The organism is Halomonas sp. DP8Y7-1, assembly GCF_019801685.1.
Taxonomy (GTDB): domain Bacteria; phylum Pseudomonadota; class Gammaproteobacteria; order Pseudomonadales; family Halomonadaceae; genus Halomonas; species Halomonas litopenaei_A.
On the sequence record NZ_JAHVIN010000006.1, the window covers coordinates 80,416 to 107,077 of the forward strand.

At 59.3% G+C, this 26,662-nt stretch carries 12 protein-coding genes and 4 tRNA genes; 11 read left to right on the plus strand and 5 right to left on the minus strand.

The genetic code is table 11. The features are described from left to right. Positions 1 to 6 precede the first annotated feature (6 nt). The 3 genes from metG to KUV41_RS09630 form a co-directional block, all read right to left on the minus strand. Entirely contained in the window at positions 7 to 2,049 is a 2,043-nt protein-coding gene (metG, locus tag KUV41_RS09620; protein ID WP_222485849.1) for a methionine--tRNA ligase, read from the minus strand. A 129-nt stretch (positions 2,050 to 2,178) separates the two neighbouring features. After that, entirely contained in the window at positions 2,179 to 3,675 is a 1,497-nt protein-coding gene (gene thiI, locus KUV41_RS09625) for a tRNA uracil 4-sulfurtransferase ThiI (protein ID WP_222485851.1), read from the minus strand. 134 nt (positions 3,676 to 3,809) lie between these two features. Beyond that, positions 3,810 to 4,091 (minus strand): hypothetical protein, encoded by a 282-nt coding sequence (locus KUV41_RS09630; protein WP_206939306.1) that lies wholly within the window; start codon positions 4,089 to 4,091, stop codon positions 3,810 to 3,812. 389 nt (positions 4,092 to 4,480) lie between these two features. Between KUV41_RS09630 and KUV41_RS09635 the strand changes: the two genes are divergently transcribed. The 5 genes from KUV41_RS09635 to KUV41_RS09655 all read left to right on the plus strand — a co-directional run bounded on the left by KUV41_RS09635 (position 4,481) and on the right by KUV41_RS09655 (position 21,474). Next, positions 4,481 to 6,424, plus strand: coding sequence for a TolC family outer membrane protein (locus tag KUV41_RS09635; protein WP_261395994.1), 1,944 nt, complete (start codon positions 4,481 to 4,483; stop codon positions 6,422 to 6,424). 183 nt (positions 6,425 to 6,607) lie between these two features. After that, a complete protein-coding gene (locus tag KUV41_RS09640) occupies positions 6,608 to 8,797 on the plus strand; it encodes a type I secretion system permease/ATPase (protein WP_222163756.1) in 2,190 nt (729 codons plus the stop codon). Beyond that, the gene (locus KUV41_RS09645) at positions 8,797 to 10,215 is read left to right on the plus strand and encodes an HlyD family type I secretion periplasmic adaptor subunit (protein WP_222163757.1); all 1,419 of its coding nucleotides are present in this window, start codon (positions 8,797 to 8,799) and stop codon (positions 10,213 to 10,215) included. Before KUV41_RS09640 ends, KUV41_RS09645 begins: the two co-directional genes overlap by 1 nt. After that, entirely contained in the window at positions 10,215 to 10,814 is a 600-nt protein-coding gene (locus tag KUV41_RS09650; RefSeq protein WP_222163758.1) for a response regulator transcription factor, read from the plus strand. The genes KUV41_RS09645 and KUV41_RS09650 overlap by 1 nt, the downstream gene beginning before the upstream one ends. Positions 10,815 to 11,202: 388 nt before the next feature. Next, positions 11,203 to 21,474: a retention module-containing protein gene (locus tag KUV41_RS09655; protein WP_222485853.1), complete on the plus strand. Its 10,272-nt coding sequence runs from the start codon at positions 11,203 to 11,205 to the stop codon at positions 21,472 to 21,474. 145 nt (positions 21,475 to 21,619) lie between these two features. Here KUV41_RS09655 and mtnN read toward each other — a convergent pair whose 3' ends face one another. Together mtnN and folD are read right to left on the minus strand one after the other, a co-directional pair. Continuing rightward, positions 21,620 to 22,327 carry a 5'-methylthioadenosine/S-adenosylhomocysteine nucleosidase gene (mtnN, locus tag KUV41_RS09660; protein ID WP_222485855.1) on the minus strand — a complete coding sequence of 236 codons (708 nt, stop codon included), beginning with the start codon at positions 22,325 to 22,327 and terminating at the stop codon, positions 21,620 to 21,622. Between the two features lie 179 nt (positions 22,328 to 22,506). Beyond that, entirely contained in the window at positions 22,507 to 23,379 is an 873-nt protein-coding gene (gene folD / locus KUV41_RS09665; RefSeq protein ID WP_206939061.1) for a bifunctional methylenetetrahydrofolate dehydrogenase/methenyltetrahydrofolate cyclohydrolase FolD, read from the minus strand. A gap of 202 nt (positions 23,380 to 23,581) precedes the next feature. Here folD and KUV41_RS09670 point away from each other — a divergent pair. The 6 genes from KUV41_RS09670 (at position 23,582) to clpP (ending at position 26,597) form a co-directional block, all read left to right on the plus strand. Further along, positions 23,582 to 23,658: transfer RNA gene (locus tag KUV41_RS09670), tRNA-Pro, on the plus strand. A gap of 68 nt (positions 23,659 to 23,726) precedes the next feature. Next, a tRNA-Arg gene (locus KUV41_RS09675) sits at positions 23,727 to 23,803 on the plus strand. 53 nt (positions 23,804 to 23,856) lie between these two features. After that, positions 23,857 to 23,931: transfer RNA gene (locus KUV41_RS09680), tRNA-His, on the plus strand. 236 nt (positions 23,932 to 24,167) lie between these two features. Then, a tRNA-His gene (locus KUV41_RS09685) sits at positions 24,168 to 24,242 on the plus strand. Between the two features lie 321 nt (positions 24,243 to 24,563). Beyond that, entirely contained in the window at positions 24,564 to 25,904 is a 1,341-nt protein-coding gene (gene tig, locus KUV41_RS09690) for a trigger factor (RefSeq protein WP_206939052.1), read from the plus strand. Positions 25,905 to 25,958: 54 nt separating this feature from the next. Beyond that, positions 25,959 to 26,597 (plus strand): ATP-dependent Clp endopeptidase proteolytic subunit ClpP, encoded by a 639-nt coding sequence (gene clpP / locus KUV41_RS09695; protein WP_374107016.1) that lies wholly within the window; start codon positions 25,959 to 25,961, stop codon positions 26,595 to 26,597. Positions 26,598 to 26,662: the final 65 nt, after the last annotated feature.

Below are 26,662 nucleotides of genomic sequence, written 5' to 3' on the forward strand. Positions count from 1 at the left end.
ACGAGCTTAGCTGACGCGCTGGCCCGGCTCGGCTCCACTGTGGGGTTCCAGCAGGTAGATGCCATCGTCATTGCCGGCGGCCAGCACCATACCCTCAGAGATGCCGAAGCGCATCTTGCGAGGCGCCAGGTTGGCCACCATGACCGTCAGCTTGCCTTCCAGGGCTTCCGGGGAGTAGGCGCGACGAATGCCGGCGAACACCTGGCGGCTCTCGCCGCCCAGGTCCAGGGACAGCTTGAGCAGCTTGTCCGCGCCGTCCACGTATTCTGCCTTGGCAATACGCGCAATGCGCAGATCCACCTTGGCGAAGACGTCGAAGCTGATCTCGTCGGCGATCGGTGTTTCGGCTAGCGGGCCCTTAGGGGCTTCCTTGAGCTTCTGTTCCTCCACCAGGTCCTCCTTGGAGGCTTCGATCATGGACTGGATACGGTCGCCGTCGACGCGGGTCATCAGCGGCTTGAACTTGTTGATCGGGTGATCGCCCAACCAGGTTTCGCGGCTGTTCCAGTCAAGGCTGTGAAGGTTCATGAACGTCGCTGCCTGCTCGGCCATGGCGGGGACGACGGGCGCCAGATACACCATCAGCTGCCGGAACAGGTTGATGCCCATGGAGCAGATGTCCAAGACTTCCTGCTCGCGTCCCGCTTCCTTCGCCAGGGCCCAGGGGGCCTTGTCGGCGATGTAGGTGTTGGCGTCATCGGCCAGCTCCATCACCTTGCGCATGGCACGACCGAATTCACGCTGCTCGTAGTAGCTGGCGATGTCGTCTCCCGCTGCGATGAAACGCGCCAGCATATCCGGCTCCGCGCAGTGGGACGACAGCCGTCCGTCGCCAAGTTTCTTGACGAAGCCGGCGCAGCGGCTGGCGATGTTCACGACCTTGCCGACCAGGTCGGCATTCACGCGCAGGGCAAAGTCCTCGAGATTGAGGTCAAGATCGTCGACCCGTGACGTCAGCTTCGCAGCGAAGTAGTAGCGCAAGTACTCAGGATTGAGGTGCTCGGCGTAGGTCGCCGCCTTGATAAAGGTGCCACGAGATTTTGACATCTTGGCGCCATTGACGGTGACGAACCCATGGCAATTGACTGCCGTCGGGGTGCGCATTTCAGCGCCGTGCAGCATGGCCGGCCAGAACAGGGCGTGGAAGTAGACGATGTCCTTGCCGATGAAGTGATAGACCTCTGCCTGGGAATCCGGCTGCCAGTAGCTGTCGAAGTCCAGGCCCTCGCGGTCGCACAGGTTCTTGAAGCTGGCCAGGTAACCGATGGGCGCGTCGAGCCAGACGTAGAAGTACTTGCCGGGCGCGTCGGGAATTTCGAAACCGAAGTAGGGCGCGTCGCGGGAGATGTCCCACTCGTTGAAGCCCGACTCGAACCACTCCATCAGCTTGTTGCGGATCTGGGGTTGGACGTGATCGTCCTTGATCCAGGCATTCAGGAAGTCCGCGAAATCCGGCAGCTTGAAGAAGTAGTGGGTTGAGCTGCGAACTTCCGGTGTGGCTCCCGAGATGGCCGACACCGGATCGATGAGTTCGGCAGGGGTGTAGGTCGCCCCGCAGGCCTCACAGTTGTCACCATACTGATCCGCCGTATGGCACTTGGGACAGGTGCCCTTGATGAAGCGGTCGGCCAGGAACAGCCCCTTGACCGGATCATACATCTGTTCGATGTCTCGGGTCGCGATGTGCCCCTTGTCACGCAGGCGTGTGTAGATGAGCTCGCTGAAGCTGCGATTTTCCTCGGAATGGGTCGAATGATAGTTGTCGAAGGCCACTCCAAAGCGGGCAAAGTCCTGCTGGTGCTCGCGGGACACGCGATCGATCAGGGCCTCGGCGCTGATGCCTTCCTGCTCGGCGCGCAGCATGATTGCGGTGCCGTGGGCGTCATCCGCGCAGACATAATGGCACTGGTGCCCCCGACTCTTCTGGAACCGCACCCAGATGTCCGTCTGGATGTACTCCAGCAGGTGACCCAGGTGGATGGCTCCATTGGCGTAGGGCAAGGCACTGGTAACCAGGATCTGGCGCTTGTCGGGTGCGGAAGTGGACATGATGTGACGTGATATCCCGTTGAAAATCAGGCGTCGATTGTAGCCATGATCGAGCGCTAGTGCATCCGCTATCGTGTGTGAACGCCTGAGTTCAGGCAAATGCTGATGGGATGTCGTAAGCGCGCCAGTTTATGCCGCGTCGTGCTTGCTTCGAGCCAGCAGCACGCCTACTCGCGGCAGACCTTGATCCTTGAGGGATAGCGCCTGCAGGCGGCTCATGATGCCCTGGTCGCAGTACAGCAGATAGCGGGAGTCTCGGGACAGCTCAGCCGCTCGGGTCGCCAATTCGTAAAAAGGAACGTGCTCGACCTCGTGGCCCGCAATGGTCAGTGGCCGTCGAGCTGCTTCATCCGGCGAGCGCACGTCGAGGACGCGGATAGTGGCGTCAGCTGCGGCGGTGAGCTCTGCGATGGTGAGTTCATCGAGGGGCTGGCATGGCGTTAGCTCAGCCTTACCAGGGTCATCTGCGGAAAACTGGCGCATCCGGCTCAGGGCGTCGTCAAGCAGGTCAGCTGGCAGCCTGGCTTCGGCTTCTTCCAGCGCTGCCAGGGACGTCTTCACCAGTGGTCGAGCTGACATACCCCCACAGTACTCCGGCATCTGGCTTGACGCTTGTGCGGTGCCAATACGCCTGGCTTCGTCGATGATGGACTGTTTGTCTTCTGTCAGCAGGGGGCGCAGCACGGGCAAGTGGCTGGCGTTGTCAATCAGCCCCAGGTTGCTCAAGGTTTGACTGGACACCTGGGCGATCACCTCGCCCGTGACCAGCGCGGGAATCCGGGCGCGCTGGGCCACCCGAGCAGCGGCAGCCACCATGTGGCGTTTCAGTACCAGGGACACCAGGCCGTCGGGCACCTCCTGGGTGAGCTGGTCGACGACTTTTTCAAAGGGCACGCTGGTGAAGCTGACCTTGTGTGACGCGCTGAAGCGTCGCCAGAGGTCATGGGTCAGCTGTCTGACGGCCTGTTCCTGTGCCTCTCCGCCGAAGCGAAACAGAATGAAGTGGCACTTTATCCCGCGCCTGAGCATCCGGTAGGCGGCGACGGGCGAGTCGAAGCCACCGGACATCAGCATCAGTGCCTGATCCTGGGTGCCCAGAGGGAAACCGCCGATGCCCGCCGTAGTAGCCACTTCGTCAATCAATTCAGCGCCGTCGAGCCTCAGTGAAATGGTGAGGTCGGGATGCGTGAGATTGACTTTGGCGTGGCGGGTGTGGCGCAGCAGCTCGGCGCCCAGGAAACGCTCGGCATCGACGGAGTTGAAGGCGTGGCTTCCCTTGCGCCTGACCTTGATTCTGAAGGCTCGTCCCTCTACCTGCTCGGCCTTCTCCAGGGCGAGCCTGGCCAGGGTCACTTGCCAGTCCCCCAGCTCACGCCGCTGAATGTGGGCAATCTTCTGAATGCCGGGTGTGTTAGCCAAAGTGTCGAGTGCCCATGTGTGCTGGGCGTCATCCACATGGGACGGGAGTCGTACGACTAGATGGTCATGTGCAGTGACCACCTTTGACGTTGGCAGCTCTCGCCGCAGCGCGTTGCGGACGTTGGTGGCCAGGCAGCGCCCCATATGGCGTCTGACAGAGGCTGACTTGGTAGAAACGTCAGCGGAGAGCGTAAGACGAAATTCCATGGTGTGAAGTTCGGTACGTGAGTGTAAGAATGGTAATAGTGATCTGGATCAATATTTGCGTGGATAGTGGAAAAAAACGCTGACCACCAGAGGGGGAGGTCAGCGATGGTGACTGCTATGCCGTAATGTGTCTGTCAATACAGCGCTTTTTCTTCTTGCACTACCTCTTTGAGGAGTTCGAGGAACAAGCGATCGGCCTCGGAGTGCTCGTCAGCGCTGTCAGGAATGTGAATGCTGGTGGTATCAGAGATTTCGTTGGCGATGTCTGCCATGACGCCGCTGTCACTGCCTTTTTCCAGATGACGCCGTGCGATCTCCAGGGAGGTTTCCAGGATCTTGGGGTCCTGCAGCAGTTTCTTGATGAACCCCGTCAATTCATTGATGACGCGGGTTTTTTGGATTTCGGATGAGGCCATCGGAGACTCCTGAAATGGGTACGTGATGCAGGCTTCTACGATAGCATGTTTGCGTCAGGGAGCGGGATTGGCGACGTTTAGGTGCATCTCATTTGTCTTTGTCAAGCATTCAATCGCCCTTGGGATGAGTGTTTGCGACTTTCGGTGTTACAGAATGTGATCGTTTGTGCGAGTATTGTAGCGGGTGATGGGGTGGGGCGAGCGCCAACAAGGGTTGCTGGACGCTTGGCGTCTAAGGAAAAAAAGCTGGCCACCCATACCGGGGATAATGAATCTGGTAGCGCCGAGGCAGCATGACGGGTTCAACGGTGAATTGGGTTGTTGAGCTAGTTCGTTGGTACTAGATTCACTTGTACTGGCTGCGGCCATTGATAATTAAGGGAACACAGATGAACAGTTACAGCCGAGAAGCTCGCTCCGCTCTGTTGCGGCCTTTGGTGCGAGCCATTGCGCTGACCACGTCAGCGATGATGGTGGCGCCTGTTGTACTGGCGCAGGATGCACAGTCATTGCCAGCAGGTACGTCTTCACCGGGCGCTGCGACGTTGCGCGATGTGGTGGAGCAAACGATCAATACCAATCCTGAGGTACTGGCAGCATGGAATGGCTTCCAGGCCGCGGGACACGACGAGCGAGTCGCCTTCGGTGGCTATCTGCCTCAGATCGACGTCAATGCTGGCGTTGGCCTTGAAGACCGGCAGAACGACCAGCAGGGGAGCTACGACACTGATTACGTCGAGATGACGCTGAATCAGATGATTTATGACGGCTTCGCCACGGCCAGTGAGGTGGAACGCCTCAGCCGTGCTGAGCTGGTGCGTTACTACGAACTGCTGGGCGCGAGTCAGGACGCCGCACTTGACGCAACTAATGCCTATCTTGACGTGCAGCGCTACCGCCGTCTGGTCGGACTGGCCCAGGATAACTACCAGAAGCACCTGGAAGTGTACCAGCAGATTGAAGCGAGGGCGCTATCCGGTGCCGGTCGCCGCGTTGACCTGGAGCAGATCAGCGGTCGTTTGGCGCTTGCCGAGTCCAACTTGATCACCGAGGCGTCGAACCTGCACGACGTATCTGCGCGCTTCCAGCGGCTGGTGGGCGAGCTTCCTCCGGAGTCTCTGGCCCCGGCGCCCACCTTTGCCGAGCTGCTCCCGGCTGATGTCGCCCAGGCGCTGCAGCTGGCCTATGACGGCAACCCCGATTTTCACGCGGCCATCGAGAACATTGAGGCTTCCAGGGCTGAGCGTGAAGGCACCAAGGCACCGTTCCATCCTCGGTTGGACCTGGTGGGCCGTACTGGCACCTATAAAGGTAGCGATACGGACGGCGACTTCATCTCGGACAATGAACATGAAGACCGTCACAGCATCGAGCTGGTAGGTAGCATCAACCTCTATCGTGGTGGCAGTGATCTGGCATCGTTCCGTGCCGCCAGCGACCGCGTTGAACAGGCTATCAACCTGCGTGACAAGGCCTGTGTGGACATTCGCCAGACGACAACGATTGCGTTCAACGACACCCGCCGTCTGCGTGACCAGCTGGCTTACCTGAACGAGCACCGTCAGACCACTGATCGCGTGCGTGGCGCCTACAAGCAACAGTTCGACATTGGTCAGCGCTCGCTGCTCGACCTGCTGGATATCGAAAACGAATATTTCGAGGCAAGTCGTGCTTACGTGAACGCCCAGTTCGATGTGGCGCTGGCGGATGCGCGTACGCTGCGAGCCACCGGTGAGCTGCTCGAAGTACTTGAGGTTCGGAAGGATGGACTACCTACCCTGGCCGACCTGGACAGCAACGGCGTTGCGGTGACTCCCGATATCGTGTGCCCCGCGGTGGGACCGCGTGCCTACACCATCGATGAGCTGACCGGTACGACCCGTGCGCCAGATGTCGTGATGTCTGCCGATGCGCTGTTCGAAGTCAACAGCTACGTGCTCAGCGAGCGAGCCCGCCGCGAGCTGGGACAGCTGGCTGCGCAGCTACGCGAGCGCAACGATCTGGTGCGCATCTTTGTTGCCGGGCATGCTGACAGTACCGGCAATGACGGAATCAATGATCCGCTGTCGCGTAATCGTGCCGCTGCCGTGGGCGACTACCTGATCAGCGAAGGGGTGAACCCTTCACTGATCCAGACGCAGGGTTTCGGCTCTCACCGCCCGGTACAGTCAAACGATACGGTTGAGGGGCGGCGTCAAAATCGACGTGTGGAAATCACCCTTGAGCGCAGCGGCGAGAACCTGGACCTGGGTTCCATTCATTCTGCAGCGGGCAACGATATGGTGTCTCTTGCCTGGGCGAAAGGCCATCGTGCAGGTAGCGTAGAGGGCTGATACGGGTTGCGGTGAGCGCGCGGGTGTCATTGTCGTGTTCACCGCTTGGATGTAGAACGCCGTTGGGTGCTGATTCGTTGTTGGTGCTCGGCACAGGGATGATGTGCGTTGCGTGCCTGCTCGACGGCAGGCACGCTACGTTTCAGTTATCGGCAATGCTATCGGCCTACAGAAGAGGTACATGTGGACGATTCTCGAGTCGCAGCGGATGCTGCACCGTCTGAACCGGAAACGCAGGAAGGGAGTGGTTCCCCCGTCAAGGATGAACTTCTGGAAGTGCTGCTGGCGGTAGCTCATTACCATGACCACGACGTCAACGCAGATTCGTTGACCGCTGGTCTGCCCCTGGAAGACGGGGCCCTGACGCCAGGGATCTTTCCCAGGGCCGCAGAGCGTGCCGGCCTGACGGCGAGAATTATCAAGAGCCGCCTTGTGCAATTGAATCCGGCACTATTTCCGGTGGTCTTGTTGCTTGAGCCGGGGCGTGCTTGCGCTCTGGTTGATATGAATGTGAAAGCGCGCACGGCAACGGTCGTGTACCCCGAGCTGGGTCAGTCCGCCGTCGAGATTGGCCTGGATGAGCTGCACGAGCGCTATAGCGGGACGGCCATCTATGTTCGCCCCAGATTTCGCTTTGACGCTCGCACCAAGGACGTCAACGAAAAGCGTTCGGGGCACTGGTTCTGGGGCGTCATCAAGGAGAATCGTCGCCTCTACAGGGATGTCATCCTGGGTTCCATCGCCATTAACATCTTTGCGCTGGCGATGCCGCTGTTTGTGCTCAACGTTTATGACCGTGTGGTGCCAAACCATGCCACCGAAACGCTGTGGGTGCTGTCGGTTGGGGTGCTGATCGTGCTGGCGTTTGATCTGACGCTACGCTTGATGCGATCGAGCTTTGTCGACCTGGCGGCGAGCAGGGCCGATGTCAAGCTATCGTCCCGCATCATGGCACGGGTGATGGGTATGCGCATGGAGGCGAAGCCGGCTTCCACAGGCTCCTTCGTGGCCATGTTGCAGTCCTTCGAGTCCGTGCGCAGCTTTATCGGGTCTGCCACTGTCATTGCCATGGTCGATCTGCCGTTTGTGATCATGTTTATTGCGATCATCGGTCTTATCGGTCCGGCGCTGGTCATCCCCATTGTTGCCGGGGTGATCTTTATTTTGCTGTACGCCCTTGGTGCTCAGGGCAAGTTACATGACCTTTCTGACACCACGCTCAAGGTCGGCGCTCAGCGCAATGCGACCCTGGTTGAGTCGGTGTCCCAGCTGGAGACCGTCAAGTCGCTGCGTGGCGAAAGCCGGATTCAGGGGCAGTGGGAGCAGGCCAGTGCGTTTCTGTCTCGCACAGGCGCACAGCTGAAATTTCTGGGAACATCGGTAACCAGTATTGCCCAGTGGACGCAGAACACGGTCGGCATCTGCGTCATCTTGATCGGCGTGTATCTGATCATCGAGGGCGATCTGTCCCAGGGCGGCCTCATCGCTGCCTACATGCTGTCGTCGCGGGCTCTGGCTCCGGTCAGTCAGGCAGCAGCGCTGCTGGCTCAGTACCACCAGTCTGCCACGGCGCTCGAATCGCTGGATCGTGTGATGGAGATGCCGGTCGAGCGTGAGGACAAGAGTTATATCGATCGGCCTGCCGTCAAGGGGCTGGTGAAGTTCGACAAGGTGACGTTTCGCTATCCCCAGGCCGAGAATGACAGTCTGCGCGACATCAGTCTGTCTATCGCTCCGGGCCAGAAAGTCGCGTTGCTGGGGCGCGTAGGCTGTGGCAAGACCACGCTGCAGAAGCTGTTGCTGGGGTTGTACCAACCAACGGCGGGGTCGGTGCTGATCGATGACGTTGATATTCGCCAGCTGGATCCTCTTCAGCTCAGGCGGCATATCGGCTATGTCCCGCAGGACGTGCGTCTGTTCTTTGGTTCATTGAAGGAAAATATCGTTGCCGGCGCCGGTAGCGAGGGCGTCGACGACGACCTGCTGCTCAAGGCGATTCGGATCAGTGGCCTGGACAGCCTGGTCAGCACGCACCCCCAAGGGGTGGAGCTGCAGGTCGGAGAAGGTGGCCAGATGCTCTCGGGGGGGCAAAAGCAGGCCGTGGCGATTGCACGGGCTATCGTGCACGACCCCTCGATTCTCCTGCTTGATGAACCGACGAGTGCCATGGACCATGCCAGCGAGGAGGCGTTCAAGCGCAACCTCAAGGAGTTCGCAAGTGGCAAGACCCTGATGGTCGTGACGCATCGTACCTCGCTGCTGTCGCTGGTGGATCGAATCGTGGTTATTGATTCCGGTAAGGTCGTGGCGGATGGAGAGCGTGACAGCGTCATGGATGCGTTGCGCAAGGGCCAGATCGGGAGGGCCAGCTGATGTCTGCCAAGAGCGCTGAGCAGAAAGGATTCGAAGGCGTCGGTCGGGTGTCCCGTTCGGGAGGAAAAGTCTTTCGCCCCTTTATTGATCGCCTGTTCGCCCGTCGGGTCAGTGCCTCGCACTTGAATCGCGATTGGGCCAGCGACGCTGATTGGGCGCGCATGCAGCAGGACCCGCTGCGGGCGCGGCTAATGCTGTATATGGTCGTGGTGGCGATCATCTGCGTGGTGGTATGGGCGTGTTTTGCTCCCATCGACGAGGTGACTCGGGGTAGCGGCAGGGTCATACCCTCCAGTCAGTTGCAGCGAGTGCAGAGCTTCGACGGCGGCGTGGTTCAGGAAATTCAAGTGGCCGAGGGTGACTTCGTGGAGGCCGGTGATCTGTTGATGCGCATCGACCCCACCCGATTCCTCTCCAATTTCAATGAGAACCGTGCCAAGGCGGAAACGCTGCAGGCCAAGGCGGAACGTTTGCGTGCGCTGGCGACGGGGTCCTCTTTTGATCCCTCCGAGGAGTTGATCGAGCAGGCGCCTAACATCGTGTCGAGGGAGCGAGAGCTGTATCAGAGTAGCCTTGAGACCTTGGACGAGCAGAAACAGATTCTGCAGCAGCGCTTGGAGCAGCGCAGGGCAGAACTGAATGAGGCGGCGGCACGCCGCAACGCCGCTAGTCGGGAGCTCAACCTGGCCAGCCAGGAGCTCAATATGACCCGTCCACTGCTGTCGAGTGGCGCGGTATCCGAGGTAGAGGTGCTGAGATTGCAGCGCGAAGTCTCCCGCGCGAGCGGTGAACGCAATCAGGCTGCGGCACAGGTGTCTCGACTCGAGGCCGCCATCGTGGAGGCGCAGGGCGAGCTGCGGGAAGTGGATGCCAAGGCGCGGACGGAATGGCGCCAGGAGCTCTCGGCGACCTTGGGCGAGCTTTCTGCGCTGAATGAATCCAGTGAGGGCCTGCAGGACCGTGTCCGCCTGTCCGAGATTCGTTCACCGGTGGACGGTGTCGTGCAGCGTCTTGCGATCAACACCATCGGCGGGGTCGCCCAGCCTGGCCAGGAAGTGGTGGACATCGTGCCGACCGATGATGCGTTGGTGGTCGAAGCCAAGATTGCGCCTCAGGATATTGCCTTCCTGCGGCCAGGACTGCCGGCGACCATCAAGCTGACAGCCTATGACTTCTCGATATACGGGGGGTTGGACGCAGAACTTGAGCACATTAGCGCCGACACCACGACGGACGAGGAAGGCAATACCTACTATCGAGTTCGTGTTCGCACTCAGGATGAAGAGGCGGCGAGTGAGGTGGAGGTTATCCCGGGCATGACCGCTCAGGTGGATATCTTGACGGGTAAGCGCACCGTCATGCAGTTCTTGCTGAAGCCGGTGCTGCGGGCGTGGGGTAACGCGATGGGAGAGCGGTGATGACGCGATACTTGGTCTATCAAGGAAGTAGTGAGGTGCCGCGTTGGAGCGATACCTTCAGTGATCTGGAGGTCGTGGCGCCCCATAGTGTATTGGATTATGCGACCAAGGGAGATGTCGCCTGGATCGTTGTCGAGGCCGGTGACTGGACGGGACTTTGCTCTCGCCTGACGGCCAAGGGAGTGTTGGTGGCGGTACTGTCGTTCAATCCTTACTCCGCAGAGGCCTATCAGGCCTTCAACGCCGGTGCCAGGGGCTATGTGCACGCGCTGTCCACACCAGAAGTGCTGCGGCAGGTTGATATCGTGGTCCGTCACCGTGGAATTTGGTTATGGCCTGAACTGATGGATAGCCTGGTCGGAGGGGTGTTCAAAGCGATGGGCGGGGCTCCAGCGGTTCATCAAGATGTGCTGGAAGGGCTTACTGAACGCGAGAAGGATGTGGCCCTGGCGGTGGCTGAAGGTCAGAGCAATAAGTTGGTGGCTAGAGAGCTCGGCATCACCGAGCGGACGGTAAAGGCCCATCTTGGTGCCGTTTTCCGTAAGCTTGGGGTCAAGGACCGCATGCAGTTGATTTTGAGGATGTCCCGAGACCGTTGAACTCACGCCTGTGAGATTTCCATGAGGCCCGAAGACCGCGAGGTGTTCGGGCTTTTCTTTGCGATAGTGTAAATATTGCTGCAGCAACGCCTTCCGTAAAAGCGGTTCCAGTCACCACTAAGTTTGACAATCCCGCAGCCATTAATACAAGTGTTTTACACGCTTTAATGAGCGTCGCTGTTCGCTATTGAGCGATGCGTTATTAGCTATCTTACAGCTATCTTATTTCGCCTTCGTTATGTGGCTAATGGACTACCAATTGTGCTTGAAGAGCTTTCTGGTGTCGTATTTGCCTGCCACTGACCATCTAGACACTACCGTCACAAAGCCGCGCGCCCTAGTTTGCTCCTTGAATGACTAATCAACAGCAAGACGCAGGGTAGAAACCATGAATATCACTTCTGTTGAAGGTACGGTCTGGATTATCGATGTGACCGGGGAGCGTACACTCGCACGGTCGGGGGACATCCTGTTGCCGGGACAACGGCTCATGGCCGGGGAAAATGGGCATGCGACAGTGACGAGCCCAGATGGCCAGGGGTCGCTGGACCTGGCTGCAGGTCAGTCGCTGGAATTTCCGCAGAATGTGGCAGGAGAGGACCTGGTTGTCGAGTTTGATGAAATCCTCCGCTCGCAGGTATCCGCCGACCTTGCCCAGGAAAGCGTCCTCGGTGACAGCCAGCTTGAGGCCTTGCTGACGGCACTCGATGCTGGCGAGGATCCCTTCGATGTCCTTGAAGATCCTGCCGCAGGGCTGGGCGGCGGAGCGGGAACGAACAACGGGCATTCCTTCGTCCGTTTGCTACGTGTCCTCGAGCAGGTATCCCCCCTGGCATACGACTACGGCCTCAACAGTGGTGATAATCAGGAATTCCCTTTGTTTGTCGGTGATATCGTTGACGGCGATACGGATGAAATTCCTGACAATGGGGTGGCGTTGGGTGGTCTGGATGGAGGGCCCGACGGAAGCGGGCTTGGCGGTGGGCTTGAAGACACCGACGGCTTGCCGCCTGGCATCGATAGTGCCGAGTTGCTGGTGCGTGAGTCAGGTTTGACGGGCGGCAGCGATTCGTCCAGTGGTACTGCCCAGCAGGCCAGTAGCTTCACCTTCAGCAGTGTGGATGGGTTGGGTACGCTTGTGGTCGCCGATGTGACCCTGACGCTAGCGGACTTGCTGGCCCTATCGTCTGGGCCTCAGACCATCGAGACTCCCCATGGCGCTCTCTGGTTGGACGGATTTGCGGGTGATGCAACAGGCGGAACCGTCTTCTATCACTACGAGCTGTTGACAGCGGTGGACAACGATACCGCCCCAGGGGCGACCGATGCTGGCCTGATCGAGAGCTTTGTGGTCACGGTCACGGATGCGGATGGAGATACCACCGCAGCAAGCCTGGACGTGCTGATCCTGGATGATGTGCCTGACGTTAGCGTGACAGGCCCCTCCATCGTATCGGAAAGTGACGAGGTGTCAGGGGTCTGGCAAGAGGTAGAAGGCGCCGATGCCATCGTATCGACACAGGTGGTGGTAGCGGGGGTCGCTGGTACCTTTGCGCTGGGTGACGAGATCTCGCTGCCGGATGGCGTGCTTGTCGTTAATGCCGACGGCACCTGGACGTTTACGGCCACAGGGGGGCGTGATCAGACGCTTGAGCGCGCCGTAGAGTTCTCGATCGTGGCAACGGATGGCGATGGTGATCAGGCCGCGGCAGACCACCGTATCGTGATTCAGGACGCCGCGGTGCCGACCACGCCTGGCGATGGCGGGGATCCTGCATCGGCCCCTGGAGAAGTGGTGCTTGATGAAGAAGGTCTGCCTGGTGGCGTGATCGGTGGTCCTGGGGACGTCGCCGGGGAAGTCGTCAGTGTCAGTGGACAGCTGGGATACGACTTCGGCGAGGATGGGCCCGCCGCCGGTGGTGGCTTCACATGGTCACTGGAGGGGTTGCCCCAGCTGACGTCACAAGGCGAGCCATTGATCTATCGGCTGGATAGTGACGGCCAAGTGCTGCTGGCGGAGACGCCGAATGGCGAAGAAGTGCTGCGCGTTGCGGTGACAGATGTGGCGAGCGGTACTTTTGAGGTGGTCCTGTCGGGACCACTGGACCATCCGCTCGGCGACACAGAGGACGATATCGTCCTGGCGGAGGGGTATACCGTTACTGACATCGATGGCAGCACCGCAGACGGACAGCTGGATCTGCGTCTGGACGATGATTCACCTGTCGTGAATGTCACGGTTGATGAAGGCGCGACGGTGGTGGATGGTCAGGTGCTTGCCAGTGAAGGCGAGACCGTCACCGGTTCATGGTCGATTGAGCCGGGCGCCGACGGCGTTGGTGTGATCGAGGTGATGGTCAATGATACGCCGCTGACGTTTATCAGCCTGCCGAATACCAGCGATGAAGTGACGGTAGCGCTGCCCCAAGGTGATCTCACCCTGCGAGGCGATGGCAGCTGGTCCTTTACCGCTGCCACGGGGCTCGACAACTCCCAGGAGCAGGCCGTCAATGTGGTGCTGCGGGTCACCGATGGTGATGGCGACGTCAGCGAAGTCGATATCAGCGCGTCGATTCTCGACGCGTCGACACCGACCACGCCGACTGACGGTGGCGATCCTGGCGCTGGGCCTGGTGAAGTGGTGCTTGATGAAGATGGTCTTGCGGGTGGCAATGCTGGCGGCGTGGGAGATGTCGCTGGCGAGCCCATTCGGGTCAGTGGGCAACTGGGTTATGACTTTGGTGATGACGGCCCCGCTGCCACCGGCGCTTTCGCTTGGTCGTTGAGCGGGCTGCCTGCATTGACGTCGATGGGCCAGGAGTTGGTGTATCGCCTGGCCGATGACGGCCAATTGCTTGTGGCTGCCACCGATGCAGGAGTTGAGGTACTGCGTGTGGCGTTGACGGACCTGACAAGCGGGGCCTTTGAGGTGCTCCTCTCCGGCCCCCTGGATCATCCGCAAAACTCTGCGGAAGACGATCTGTCCATGCGCCTCGGCTACACCTTGACCGACATCGATGGCAGTCAGGCAACGGGTGGCCTGGATATCCGTATCGACGACGACACACCGGTCGCGACGGTCGCACCCGAAACTGGCACAACGGTTGTGAACGGCGTGGTGCAGGTAATAGAGGGTGAGGAGGTCTCGGGCATCTGGAGTATCCAGCCTGGTGCCGATGGTCTTGCCAGTATCGAGGTGTTGGTCAATGGCACGCCGTTGCTGTTTGACCGTATTCCCGACGTCAGTGAGCAGGCGAGCCTGACCCTGCCGCAGGGCGAGTTGACCCTGCGAGGTGATGGCAGCTGGGCGTTTACTGCGGCCGAGGGGCTCGATAACTCGGTAGATCAGGTGGTTGACGTGGTGCTACGCGTGACCGATGGCGACGGTGACGTCGTCGAGGTAGATATCAGCGCTGCTGTGCGCGATGCCGCACGCCCAACGACGCCAACGGATGGTGGTGATCCTGACGCTGCACCCGCTGAAGTGGTGTTGGATGAAGACGGCCTGACGGGAGGTATCGCCGGGGGAGCCGGTGACGTAGCGGGGGAGACCACCTCGGTGACAGGCCAGCTCGGCTACGACTTTGGTGATGATGGCCCCGCCTCATCCGGCGCTTTTGCCTGGTCGCCGAGCGGCTTGCCGGCGTTGACGTCCATGGGGCAAGCCGTCGCCTTTGCCGTGTCCAACGACGGCCAGACGCTGGTGGCCGCCACCCAGGCTGGGGACGAGGTGCTACGCGTCACGCTGACAGACTTGGCGGCGGGCGCCTTTGAGGTACGCCTGTCAGCCCCGGTCGATCACCCTGAAAATTCGGTCGAAGATGATGTATCGCTGAGCCTCGCCTATACCCTGACCGATGTGGATGGCAGTCAGGCGACCGGCGGCCTGGACATTCGTATTGACGATGATATGCCGGTGGCAACGGTGGCGCCTGATACGGGTACCACGGTGATAGACGGTGTGATTCAGGCGGACGAGGGTGAAACGGTCACCGGTCAATGGAGCATTCAGCCGGGTGCCGATGGGCTCGGTAGCATCGACGTACTGATCAATGGTTCGCCGCTATCCTTTGACCGTTTACCCGCTACCAGTGATGAGGTTTCGCTGTCGTTGCCCCAGGGTGAGTTGACGCTGAAAGGGGACGGCAGCTGGTCATTTACGGCAGCTGAAGGGCTCGACAACTCTGTTGATCAGACTGTCGATGTGGTGCTGCGAGTGACTGACGCCGATGGCGATGTGGTGGAGATCGACGTCAGCGGTGCCATTAATGATGCTGCGTCTCCCACCACGCCCACTGACGGTGGCGACCCGAATGCGGCACCTGCCGAGGTCGTGCTGGACGAGGATGGGCTGGCGGGTGGCGTAGCGGGCGGTGATGGTGACGTGCCAGGTGCGGCTACGCTGGTGAGTGGGAAGCTAGGCTACGACTTTGGTGACGATGGCCCTGCTGCCAGCGGGGCCTTTGCGTGGTCATTGACAGGGCTGCCGGCGTTGGTATCCCAGGGGCAGGCGCTGACCTATCAACTGGCCGATGATGGACAGACATTGGTGGCCGCCACCCAGGCGGGAACTGAAGTACTTCGAGTGTCGGTGACGGACCTGGCACTGGGGACCTTTGAAGTCAGCCTGTCGGCTCCCCTGGATCATCCGGAAAACTCGGTCGAGGACGACCTGTCGCTAAGTCTCGGCTATACCCTGACCGACCTTGATGGCAGTCAGGCGACCGGAGGACTGGATATCCGCATTGATGATGACACGCCTGTCGTTTCTGTGGTCGCTGACGACGGTGTGGACGTGGTCGATGGGGTCATCCAGGCGGATGAGGGCGAGACCGTCTCAGGCCAGTGGAGCATTCAGCCGGGTGCGGATGGCCTTGCAGGGATTGAGGTGGTGATCAATGGGTCACCGTTGGCGTTCGATCGCCTGCCTGAAAGTAGTGACAGCGAAACGCTGTCCTTGCCACAAGGGCAATTGACGTTGAAGGGGGACGGCAGTTGGACGTTCACGGCGGCCACAGAGCTCGATAACGCGGTGGACCAGGTGGTTGATGTTGTGCTTCGGGTCACCGATGGCGATGGCGATGTGACGGAAGTCGATATCTCTGCGCAAGTGCTTGATGCCGCTAGGCCGACGACACCGACTGACGGTGGTGATCCAGCGGATGGTCCCGGCCAGGTAGTAGTGGATGAGGATGGACTGGCAGGCGGTATTGCCGGGGGCGATGGTGATGTTGCTGGAGAAGCCACCCAGATTTCCGGGCAGTTGGGCTATGACTTTGGCGATGATGGCCCTGCTCGGGATGGTGCGTTCACCTGGTCTCTTGATGGGTTGCCGGTGCTCACCTCCTTGGGTGAAGCGGTGGCGTATCGCCTGGCGGATAACGGCCTGACCGTTATTGCCGAGACAGCGTCTGGAGATGAGGTGCTCCGCATAGCGCTGACGGACATGACGACGGGAGACTTCGAGGTCACGCTGTCCGCCGTTGTCGATCATCCTGAGAACTCGATCGAAGATAGCCTCTCGCTTGCGGTCGGCTATACGTTGACCGACCTGGATGGCAGTACGGCGACGGGAATGCTCGAGGTAGTGGTCAATGACGATACTCCCACAGCGTCCGTCACGACGTCCGATGGCACAGAGGTTTCCGGGGCGATTGAGATCGATGAAGGTGCGACCATTTCTGGCCAGTGGGCTATCGCGGGTGGCGCTGATGGCGTCGCAGCCGTCGATGTTGTGGTGAATGGTACGTCCTTGCCGGTCACGGCTCTTCCTGGTCCAGCTGACGAGGAGGTATTGACGTTACCTCAAGGTAACTTGACGCTCAGGGGGGATGGCAGCTGGTCCTTTACCGCGGCCACAGGATTGGATAATTCCACTCCGCAGGAGGTCAATGTCGTATTGAACGTCACCGACAGCGATGGTGATGTGGTGATGATCGACATTGCTGGACAGATTCGCGATGTGGCTACGCCGACAACGCCGACTGATGGGGGCGACCCTGAAGCGGCTCCCGCCGAGGTGGTCCTGGATGAGGATGGCTTGGTCGGTGGCATCGCTGGTGGTGATGGCGATGTGTCGGGTGAAGCGACGTTGGTCAGCGGCCTGCTCGGGTACGATTTTGGTGATGACGGCCCAGCAACCAGCGGAGCCTTTAGCTGGTCAGTGAGCGGTCTGCCGGAGCTGATGTCTGGCGGCGAAACCCTGGCCTACCGTCTGGATGATGATGGCCAGACGTTGTTCGGGGAATTGCCCAGTGGCGATGCAATCTTGCGCGTCGCGCTGACGGATGTGGCCACAGGAGCCTTCGAGGTCACCCTATCTGGTCCTCTGGACCACCCTGAAACATCGACCGAGGATGATCTGGCCTTTACGGTGAACTACACCGTGACCGATATCGATGGCAGTACAGCGGATGGGCAGCTGGATATTCGTGTTGACGACGATACGCCGGTCGCGTCGGTGACGCCGGGCGCCGGCACGACAGTAGATAATGGCGTCATTCAGACTGAAGAAGGCGACACTGTCACCGGTGTCTGGTCCATCCAGCCGGGTAGTGATGGTCTCGGCGCTATCGAACTGATGGTCAACGGCTCACCGCTCACCGGGGTCACCCTGCCAGGGCCTGGTGAGTCCACGACATTGACCTTGGAGCAGGGTGAACTCACCGTCAATGGTGACGGAGGATGGTCGTTCACCGCCGCGAAGGGGCTCGATAACTCGCTGGATCAGCGTATTGATGTCGTTCTGCGGGTCATCGATGGTGACGGTGATGTGGTGGAAGTCGATATCAGTGCTGACATAGGTGACGCGGTGGCACCGACGACACCTACGGACGGTGGAGACCCAGATGCGGCACCAGCGGAAGTGGTGCTGGATGAGGAGGGGCTTCCCGGCGGCATCGCCGGTGGTCCAGAGGATGTGGCGGGAGAGAGTACCCATTCTTCAGGGCTCCTCGGTTACGACTTTGGTGAGGATGGCCCGGCCACCAGCGGTGCCTTCACCTGGTCACTGTCGGATTTGCCGTCACTGACCTCGGGGGGGCAGGCATTGACCTACCGCCTTGCCGACGGCGGACAGACATTGGTTGCAGAGACCTCTGCGGGAGAGGTGGTTCTCAGTGTTGCATTGACAGACCTTGCCACGGGTGCCTTTGAGGTCACGCTGACAGGCCCGCTGGATCATTCGTTGAGTTCGGTGGAGGATGATCTTGTCTTTACGGTGGGCTACACGCTCACGGATCTGGATGGTAGTACGGCAACCGGCGAGCTCGATCTGCGTATTGATGATGACTCACCAGTGGCATCGGTCACCCCGGATGACGATGTCTCCGTGGTGGACGACGTGATTCAGATGGCTGAGGGCGGCGCCGTCACAGGTAGCTGGAGCATCGATGCTGGAGCGGATGGTCTTGGTGCCATCGAGGTGGTGATAAACGGTTCACTGTCGACATTTACTCGGCTGCCTGCCAGCGATGAAACGACGACGATCAGCTTGCCCGAAGGCGAACTGGTGATCGCTGGTGATGGCCAGTGGACGTTCACGGCCGCCACAGGCCTGGACAATTCAAGCGATCAGGGGATTGATGTCGTATTGCGGGTGATTGACGGCGATGGCGACGTCACCGAAATCGATATTAGCGCAGATATTGCGGATGCGGCTGCGCCGACGACGCCCACGGATGGAGGCGACCCTGCAGCCGGGCCGGGAGAAGTTGTCCTCGATGAGGATGGCCTGGAGGGGGGCATCGCTGGCGGAGACGGTGATGTACCTGGCAGGGTCACCTTGGTAAGTGGCGTCCTGGGCTACGATTTTGGTGATGATGGCGCCGCCAGCACTGGGGCATTCAGTTGGTCGACCTCGGGGCTTCCTGCGTGGACGTCAGAAGGAGAAGCTCTTAGCTATTCACTGGCCGACGGTGAACTGGTACTCCTGGGCTCAACCGCTTCTGGCAGCGAAGTGTTGCGCATCGCCCTGGTAGATCTGGCGACTGGCGCTTTTGAGGTGACCCTCTCAGGGCCGCTCGATCATCCAGTCAATTCGACGGAGGATGATCTTGCTCTGTCCGTCGGCTATGTTGTGACCGATCTGGATGGCAGCACGGCTAGTGGCGAGCTGGAGGTGCGTATCGACGACGATACTCCAGGGCCTATCGTCGCTGAATCCGGCGTTATCAGTGAAGATACCCGTGGGTCACTGGGCCTGGATGGCGGATATGGAGCAGATGGCTCTGGTGAGTCTATCGGTTTTCAGGAAGGGATCGATGGTACGCCCGTTCTCGATATCCAAGGTAACATCATCCTGTTCAATGGCGACGCCTTAGGCTGGCAGCTGTCTGCTGATGGGAAAGAACTGGTTGCCATCACCAGCGGTGGCGCTATCGGCTTCCGTGTGGTGCTGGATGAGGTCAACGATAGATACCTCTTGCAGACCGAGGATGGGGAGCGCTCATTCTTCACGCGTCTGGCTGTGCCTATCGACGGAGTCGACACGATCACGGGGGGCACTGAGGCTATTCTCGATCTTGGAGACCCCGATCTGGACTCTCAGGTGGTGTACTCCGCCACCAACGGTGTGTCTGTGCTGGATGGTGGTCTGGTCGTGGGAACCGGTCAGATCAACGACGGCGATGTGGTTCGCATTGACATGGTGGAGGGTGCCTCACGTGGCTCTTCCGGTGTCTCTTGGGACAGCGCTATCCGTGTCGGCGCGTTCAGTCAGACGATCTATGTCGATGGGGTTGCCAATGCCCGAGCCACGTTGATTCTGACGGCTGAGGAGTTCACTCCCGGCGGCGGAACCCCCAATGATCTCGCGCTGGGATCCGACGATCTACGGATTTTGGATAGCCGCGGGATTGATGTGTCCAATGAGGTTCGTGTGACAGAGACCGCTGAAGGTCTTAGGGTTGAAGGTATCCAAGATGGTTGGACCTTTGTGTTGGTTCGTCTCGAGGGCATGCAGTCGGTCACGATCAAGGAGGGCAACGGTGAGCCCTTCCGGTTGGGAGACGTCGAGGTTGTTCGTGGTGCTGCACCTGGCGATGCCTACCTCAATCTGGGGCTAACGGCCACTGATGGTGATGGAGATCAGACGTCTGGTGAGCTGGCGCTGGTCGTGCCAGGCGCAGGTGAATTCGTGGTGGCCAGCAATGCCAACAACACCATTACCACCAGTGGTGGGGATGATGTGGTCATTGCCGATACTGGCGGCTCCTTTGTCATTGTGAACCCTGCGGGAAATTACAACCTGTCTTTCATACTTGATTCCTCAGACAGTATGCTTGAAGAGGTTGAGACATTGCGTCCTGATGGAGCGGGTAACTATACACGTCTGGAACTGTTGCAGGCTGCCATGGTACGCCAGCTTGAGACCCTTGCTGACTTCGAGGGTATCGTCAATCTGCAGTTGATTGACTTCGACGGTCGTGTTCGTAATCCTATGATATTTGAGGATTTTGATCGCGATGATCTGCAAGATGCAGTCAGTTATGTGATGGGGATGCAAGCCTCGGGTACTACGAACTTTGAGGCTGGGCTGCGCGCTGGGACAGGATTTCTGGAAGATATGTCGCTGGTGAATAGTTATGAATCCACTGCCATTTTCGTGACTGACGGGCGTCCAGTGGCGTGGGTGGATGATGACGGCGAAATCGTTATTCCCAGCCCGGTCCAGGAGGGATCCCTTACAGCTATGCAGGAGGCTGTGGATGCCTACAAAGACCTCCTTCAATATGCGGATTCCGTCCACGGGATAGGTATTGGCGAAGGCAGCCTTGTCGACTACATACAGTATTTCGATAGTACCGACGTTTCAGGCGAGGATGTCGAGATCACCCTACTGGATGGCAATACTTTCTCCGGTACGGTTGGTGAAGTGGATATCGTGAATACGGAGGAAGGGCTCAATCTAGCATTGGATACCGGTTCCAGTTTTTCTGGGCTGGAGCCTCTTGGCAACGACCGGGTCTTTGCAGGAGCAGGTGATGACCTCGTCATTGGCGACACGGTGAATTCCGACCAGCTGTCTTGGACAGACGGTGATACCGGAGAGGTCTTCCAGGCCGGTGAGCACGACGGAATGGGGTATCTAGGCCTTTATGAGTTCTTGAAATGGTCCCCGGATCATGGCAACGGTGAACCTCTTAACCAGGATGAGATAAAGCGTTATGTCCTGGATAATGTCGACGACCTGATGAACTTGAGTCGGCAGGATGGTGGTAACGACATTCTGTATGGGCAAGGTGGAGACGATGTCTTGATTGGGGCCGCGGGGGAGGATGTCCTTGTCGGAGGCCGGGGCGACGATGTGATGGTGGGCGGCTTGGGGCAGGACAGTTTCGTGTGGGAGGAGGGTGACATTGTCCCCGATGTTCCCGAAGTGGACCGTATCGAAGACTTCGTGCTTGGCTCGGGTGACGAGGCCGATAGCCTTGATCTAAGTGGCATTCTAAGCGATGGTGCGGCAGCGGACATTTCGAGCTACCTTGTCGCCATTAACGAAGGAGATACGCTTGTCCTGAAGGTGAAGTCTGATGGTGGCATTGACGCTTCGGGCAGTAATGCCGACCTGACGATTGAGCTGGCAGGACTGGGTGGAAGCGGCTCCGGTGCAGATGTCCTTCAGCAGATGCTGGATGATGGGCAGTTGATTGTCGACTGATCGTCACTAGCTAGTCAGCGTTAAGTAAATAAGGGCCTGATATCGATCAGGCCCTTTTTTTACCATTAACACCTTGGCCGGTGTGAGACCTGCCCCTACAGGAGGGACGTGATGAAATGGCCGACGCCGGTCCCAGGTGGTACTGTCAAGCTACAGATAGACGTTGAATCATATGCGACACCATCCGGCTTGAGTGATCGGCTGCCTGGATCAGGAACTCCTCGAACGACAGGTGATTGTCTCCTTGTCCGGCAATGTCCGACAGCGCGCGAATCACGACGAAGGGGCACTGGTAGAGGTGGCAGGTTTGGGCGATGGCAGCGGCTTCCATCTCGGCTGCCAGCATGGCAGGGAAGCGAGCGCGGGTCCGGGCGACCAGATCGGGGCATGCCATGAACACATCCCCGGTGGCGATCAGCCCTTCAGTGACGTTGACTTCACCCATGGCTTCAATGGACTCTCTGGCGACAGTGACCAACTGCGCGTCGGGAAGGTAAGCCGCTGGCATGCCTGGTACCTGGCCCGCTTCATAGCCAAACACCATCGCATCGACGTCGTGGTGCCTGACTTCACGTGAAATCACGATATCGCCAATCGACAGGCCCTCTCCAAAGCCGCCGGCGGATCCGGTGTTGATGACGGCCTCGGGCGCGTACTGTTCCAGCAGTTGGGTAGTACCCACCGCAGCATTGACCTTGCCAATTCCAGATTGCAGCAGGACAACGTTCATACCGTGCAGGCGACCCGTGTGAAAGGTAGAGCCCGCATGCGACCTGGTCTCCCTGTCCTCCAGTTGAGAGGCAAGCTGCGCGACCTCTTGAGCCATGGCCCCGATGATTCCGATGCGTTGCATGGTAGTCCTTAGTCGTTTGTTCCAATAAAAGGGGATGCGTTGCCAGGAAGTCGGGGCCTGCGTATTCAGCTCATGCAGCACAGTCCTTGCTATCGAGCGCTGGGCGAGGGGGCACGACACCTGCTCCCCAAGCCCTTGAGCGAGTCTGCGGTCTCTTCCTGGGCCCGTAAAAGGTGCGCTCAGCCGTCGTTAGCGGTCTGGCCGTCGTGGATATCGGCTGCCATTAACGTATTTTCCAGCAAGCTTGCCACGGTCATAGGGCCAACGCCGCCGGGCACGGGGGTGATGTGAGCGGCTCTGCGTGCCGCCTCCTCGAAGTCAACGTCTCCGACAAGACTGCCGTCATCCTGACGATTGATACCCACGTCGATGACGATGGCGTCGTCGCGAACCCATTCGCCTTTCACCAGTCCCGGCTTGCCAACGGCGACCACCAGCAGCTCAGCGCTTCGAACGTGCTGCTCCAGGTCACGGGTGAAACGATGGCAGACGGTCGTGGTGCAGCCTGCCAGCATGAGTTCCAGCGCCATGGGGCGTCCGACGATGTTGGACGCGCCAACAACGGTGGCATTGAGACCGCGTACCGACAGGCCGCTATGATGAAGGAGGGTCATCACCCCCTTGGGTGTGCAGGGGCGCAGAAGCGGCAGTCGTTGAGCCAGTCTGCCCAGATTGTAGGGATGAAAGCCGTCCACGTCCTTGCTGGGCAAGATGCGCTCCAGAATGGGCCTGGCGTCGAGGTGTTCGGGGAGCGGAAGTTGAACGAGGATGCCGTCGATGGAGCGATCCGCGTTGAGCTGGTCCACCAGGGACTCCAGCTCCTGTTGGCTGGTGGATGCAGGCAACGCGTGCTGAACGGAGGAGATGCCAGCCTGCTCGCAGGCACGATGTTTATTGCGCACATACACATGGGAGGCGGGATCATCGCCGACCAGAACCACTGCAAGGCCTGGCGTCCGCCCGCCGGCTTGGCGGCGTGTCTCGACTTGGCGAGCAACCTGCTGGCGGACGGTGGCGGCAATGGACTTGCCATCGATGAGCTGGGCGGACATTGGCTTCCCTCAAAGTACGAATGAATGGGCGGTGGAAGGAGTGGGCACGGATTTTCGCATGCCGGGGCGGTCAGGCAAAGCAGAAGCCCGTTGGTGGAAAGGAAAGTTCAACTAGCGTGTTGACTTGTCAGGAAAGTTCCGTAGAATACGCATCGCTCGCCGGGACAGCTGAAACGGTTTCGGTGGCATTGCAACAGGTCGTCGGGGTGTAGCGCAGTCTGGTAGCGCGCCTGCTTTGGGAGCAGGATGTCGGGGGTTCGAATCCCTCCACCCCGACCACAAGCGATTGTTTAGAAAAGGTTTTTCTTGGCTTTCGGGTTGTGGTTAAGATTTCGGTTGTGTAGAATGCGCCCATAGCTCAACCGGATAGAGCAACGGCCTTCTAAGCCGTAGGTTGCAGGTTCGAGTCCTGCTGGGCGTGCCAGCAAAGCGTGGCGCCTGGTTAGGCTTGGGTTTGATCTGTAGTGCTTGTATGTGGTGGATGTAGCTCAGTGGTAGAGCCCCGGATTGTGGCTCCGGTGGTCGTGGGTTCGATCCCCATCATCCACCCCACTCCATGCATTGCGGTGAGCTTTGAATCTGTCGTCTAGCGGGAAGGTTGCTGGTTGCTGGTTGCTGGTTGCTGGTTGCTGGTTGCTGGTTGCTGGTTGCTGGTTGCTGGTTGCTGGTTGCTGGTTGCTGGTTGCTGGTTGCTGGTTGCTGGTTGCTGGTTGCTGGTTGCTGGTTGCTGGTTGCTGGTTGCTGGTTGCGCTGGTGTCTGGTTGTAGATGTGAAGCGTTCAGGTTGTGGTGGATGTAGCTCAGTGGTAGAGCCCCGGATTGTGGCTCCGGTGGTCGTGGGTTCGATCCCCATCATCCACCCCACTCCCTGAAGCGCGCAGAGTGGTCTCTAGAATATGTCGTTATCGCATCAGCTGACTGCCAAAGGGTAGGTCGGCTTTTTTTGTTGTTGCCTTCTTTGCTCTTTCCTTCCTTGAACATCGACCATCTAGCTCTCTTGCGAGCTCGGCCTTCTGTGGTTTAGGGGGCTGCCGCGAGGAGGGATTGCGCGATTGCCCTTGTAAATTGTCCGAAAAGCCCCATCTAAAGGGCGTTGGCGCTTGCCAGTGCCCTGCGGGATTCTTAGAATCTCCCTTTTGACGTTTTCACAGTTTCAGTACGCCCCCAGTCGGTAGAGGATTTTTCATGCAAGTTTCCGTCGATACGACCTCCCAGATCGAACGCCGCATCAACGTCCAGGTGCCGGCCGCCGAGATTGACGAGGCCGTCGCCGCCCGTCTTAAAGACGCTGCCAAGAACGTTCGTCTCGACGGTTTCCGTAAAGGCAAAGTGCCGATGTCCGTCATCCGCCAGCGTTACGGCAGCGATGTTCGTAACGAAGTGGTGGGCGAAGTGATGCGCGAGCGCTATGTCCGCGCCATCACGGATGAGAAGCTCAATCCGGCAGGCTTCCCGCAGATCGAGGCCAAGGTCAACGAAGCCGGCAAGGATCTCGAGTTTACCGCAGTGCTCGAGGTGTACCCGGAGTTCGAGCTGTCCACCATTGAAGGTACCGAGGTAGAGCGTCCGGTCGTTGAAGTGACCGACGCTGACGTGGACGAGATGATTGAAACTCTGCGCAAGCAGAACGCGTCCTGGGAAGAAGTGGAACGCGCTGCTGAAGACGGCGACCAGGTGAATATTGATTTCCAGGGCTTCCTGGGTGACGAGCCCTTCGAAGGCGGCAGTGCAGAGGGCCACGATCTCGTGTTGGGGTCAGGCAGCTTCATTCCTGGCTTCGAAGACCAGCTGCAGGGTGCCAAGGCGGGAGAGGACAAGGTCATCAACGTGACCTTCCCGGAGGACTACCAGGCCGAGCAGCTGGCAGGCCAGGAAGCTACCTTCAAGGTCAAGGTCAATGCCATCAAGGGCCAGGCGCTGCCTGAAGTGGATGCTGCCTTCATCGAAAAGTTCGGAGTCGAAGGCGACGACGTCGATGCCTTCCGCGCCGAGGTCAAGAAGAATATGACGCGTGAAGCTGGCCAGGCGGTGGAGAACCGCGTGAAGCAGCAGGTGCTCGAGTCGCTGAAGCAGGCCAACGACATTCCTGTTCCCGATGCCCTGGTGCAGCAGGAAGTGGACGGCCTGAAGCGTCAGGCAGCCCAGCAGTTCGGCCTTGGCGAAGACTTTGATGTCAGCCAGCTGCCGAACGAGCTGTTTGCTGATCAGGCGCGCAGCCGTGTTCAGGTCGGACTGTTGCTGGCTGAGGTGATCAAGGTCAACGAGCTCGAAGCCTCTGATGATGAGATCAAGGCCAAGGTTGAAGAGCTCGCTCAGCAGTACCAGGATCCGGAGCAGGTCGTCGAGTACTACATGGGCAATGAGCAGATGAAGACCCAGGTCAAGTCTGCACTGCTGGAAGAGAAGGCGGTCGACAAGCTGCTCGATCAGGCGACGGTCAAGGACGTGGAAATGTCCTACCAGCAGGCTCTCGCTGCGGCACAGCAGCAGCCGGGCGAAGAGGCAGAAGAGGGCGAGGACGCCTAAGCGTCTTGCCGAGCCGGCCCGATCGGGCCGGCTTTGTCGTTTTGCCACACACGGATGCGAGGACACATCTCCATGAACACCGAGTTCGATATACATGCTGCTGGCGGCCTAGTGCCCATGGTGGTCGAGCAGAGCGCTCGCGGCGAGCGCGCCTACGACATCTACTCGCGCTTGCTCAAGGAACGGGTGATCTTCCTTGTGGGGCCTGTAGAAGACTACATGGCCAACCTGCTGGTGGCGCAGCTGCTGTTCCTTGAGTCCGAGAATCCCGACAAGGACATCCACCTCTACATCAATTCTCCGGGTGGATCGGTTACCGCCGGGATGTCGATCTACGACACGATGCAGTTCATCAAGCCCGACGTGTCGACTGTGTGCATCGGACAGGCCGCCAGCATGGGTGCTCTGTTGCTGGCCGGTGGTGCCGCAGGTAAGCGCTACTGCTTGCCCAACTCGCGCATGATGATTCATCAGCCGCTGGGTGGCTATCAGGGGCAGGCGTCGGACATCGAGATCCACACCCGTGAAATTTTGGGGATCCGCGAGCGACTGAATCAGATCCTGGCACACCATACGGGCCAGGATATCGAGACCATCGCCAAGGATACCGATCGCGACAACTTCATGAACGGAGCACAGGCTGCCGAGTACGGCCTGATCGACGCAGTGCTGGATAAGCGTCCTGCATCCTGATAGCGTGATAGCGTGATAGCTTGCGCGATGACTACGTGATTACCGGTGGCCCTGCGGGGCTGCCG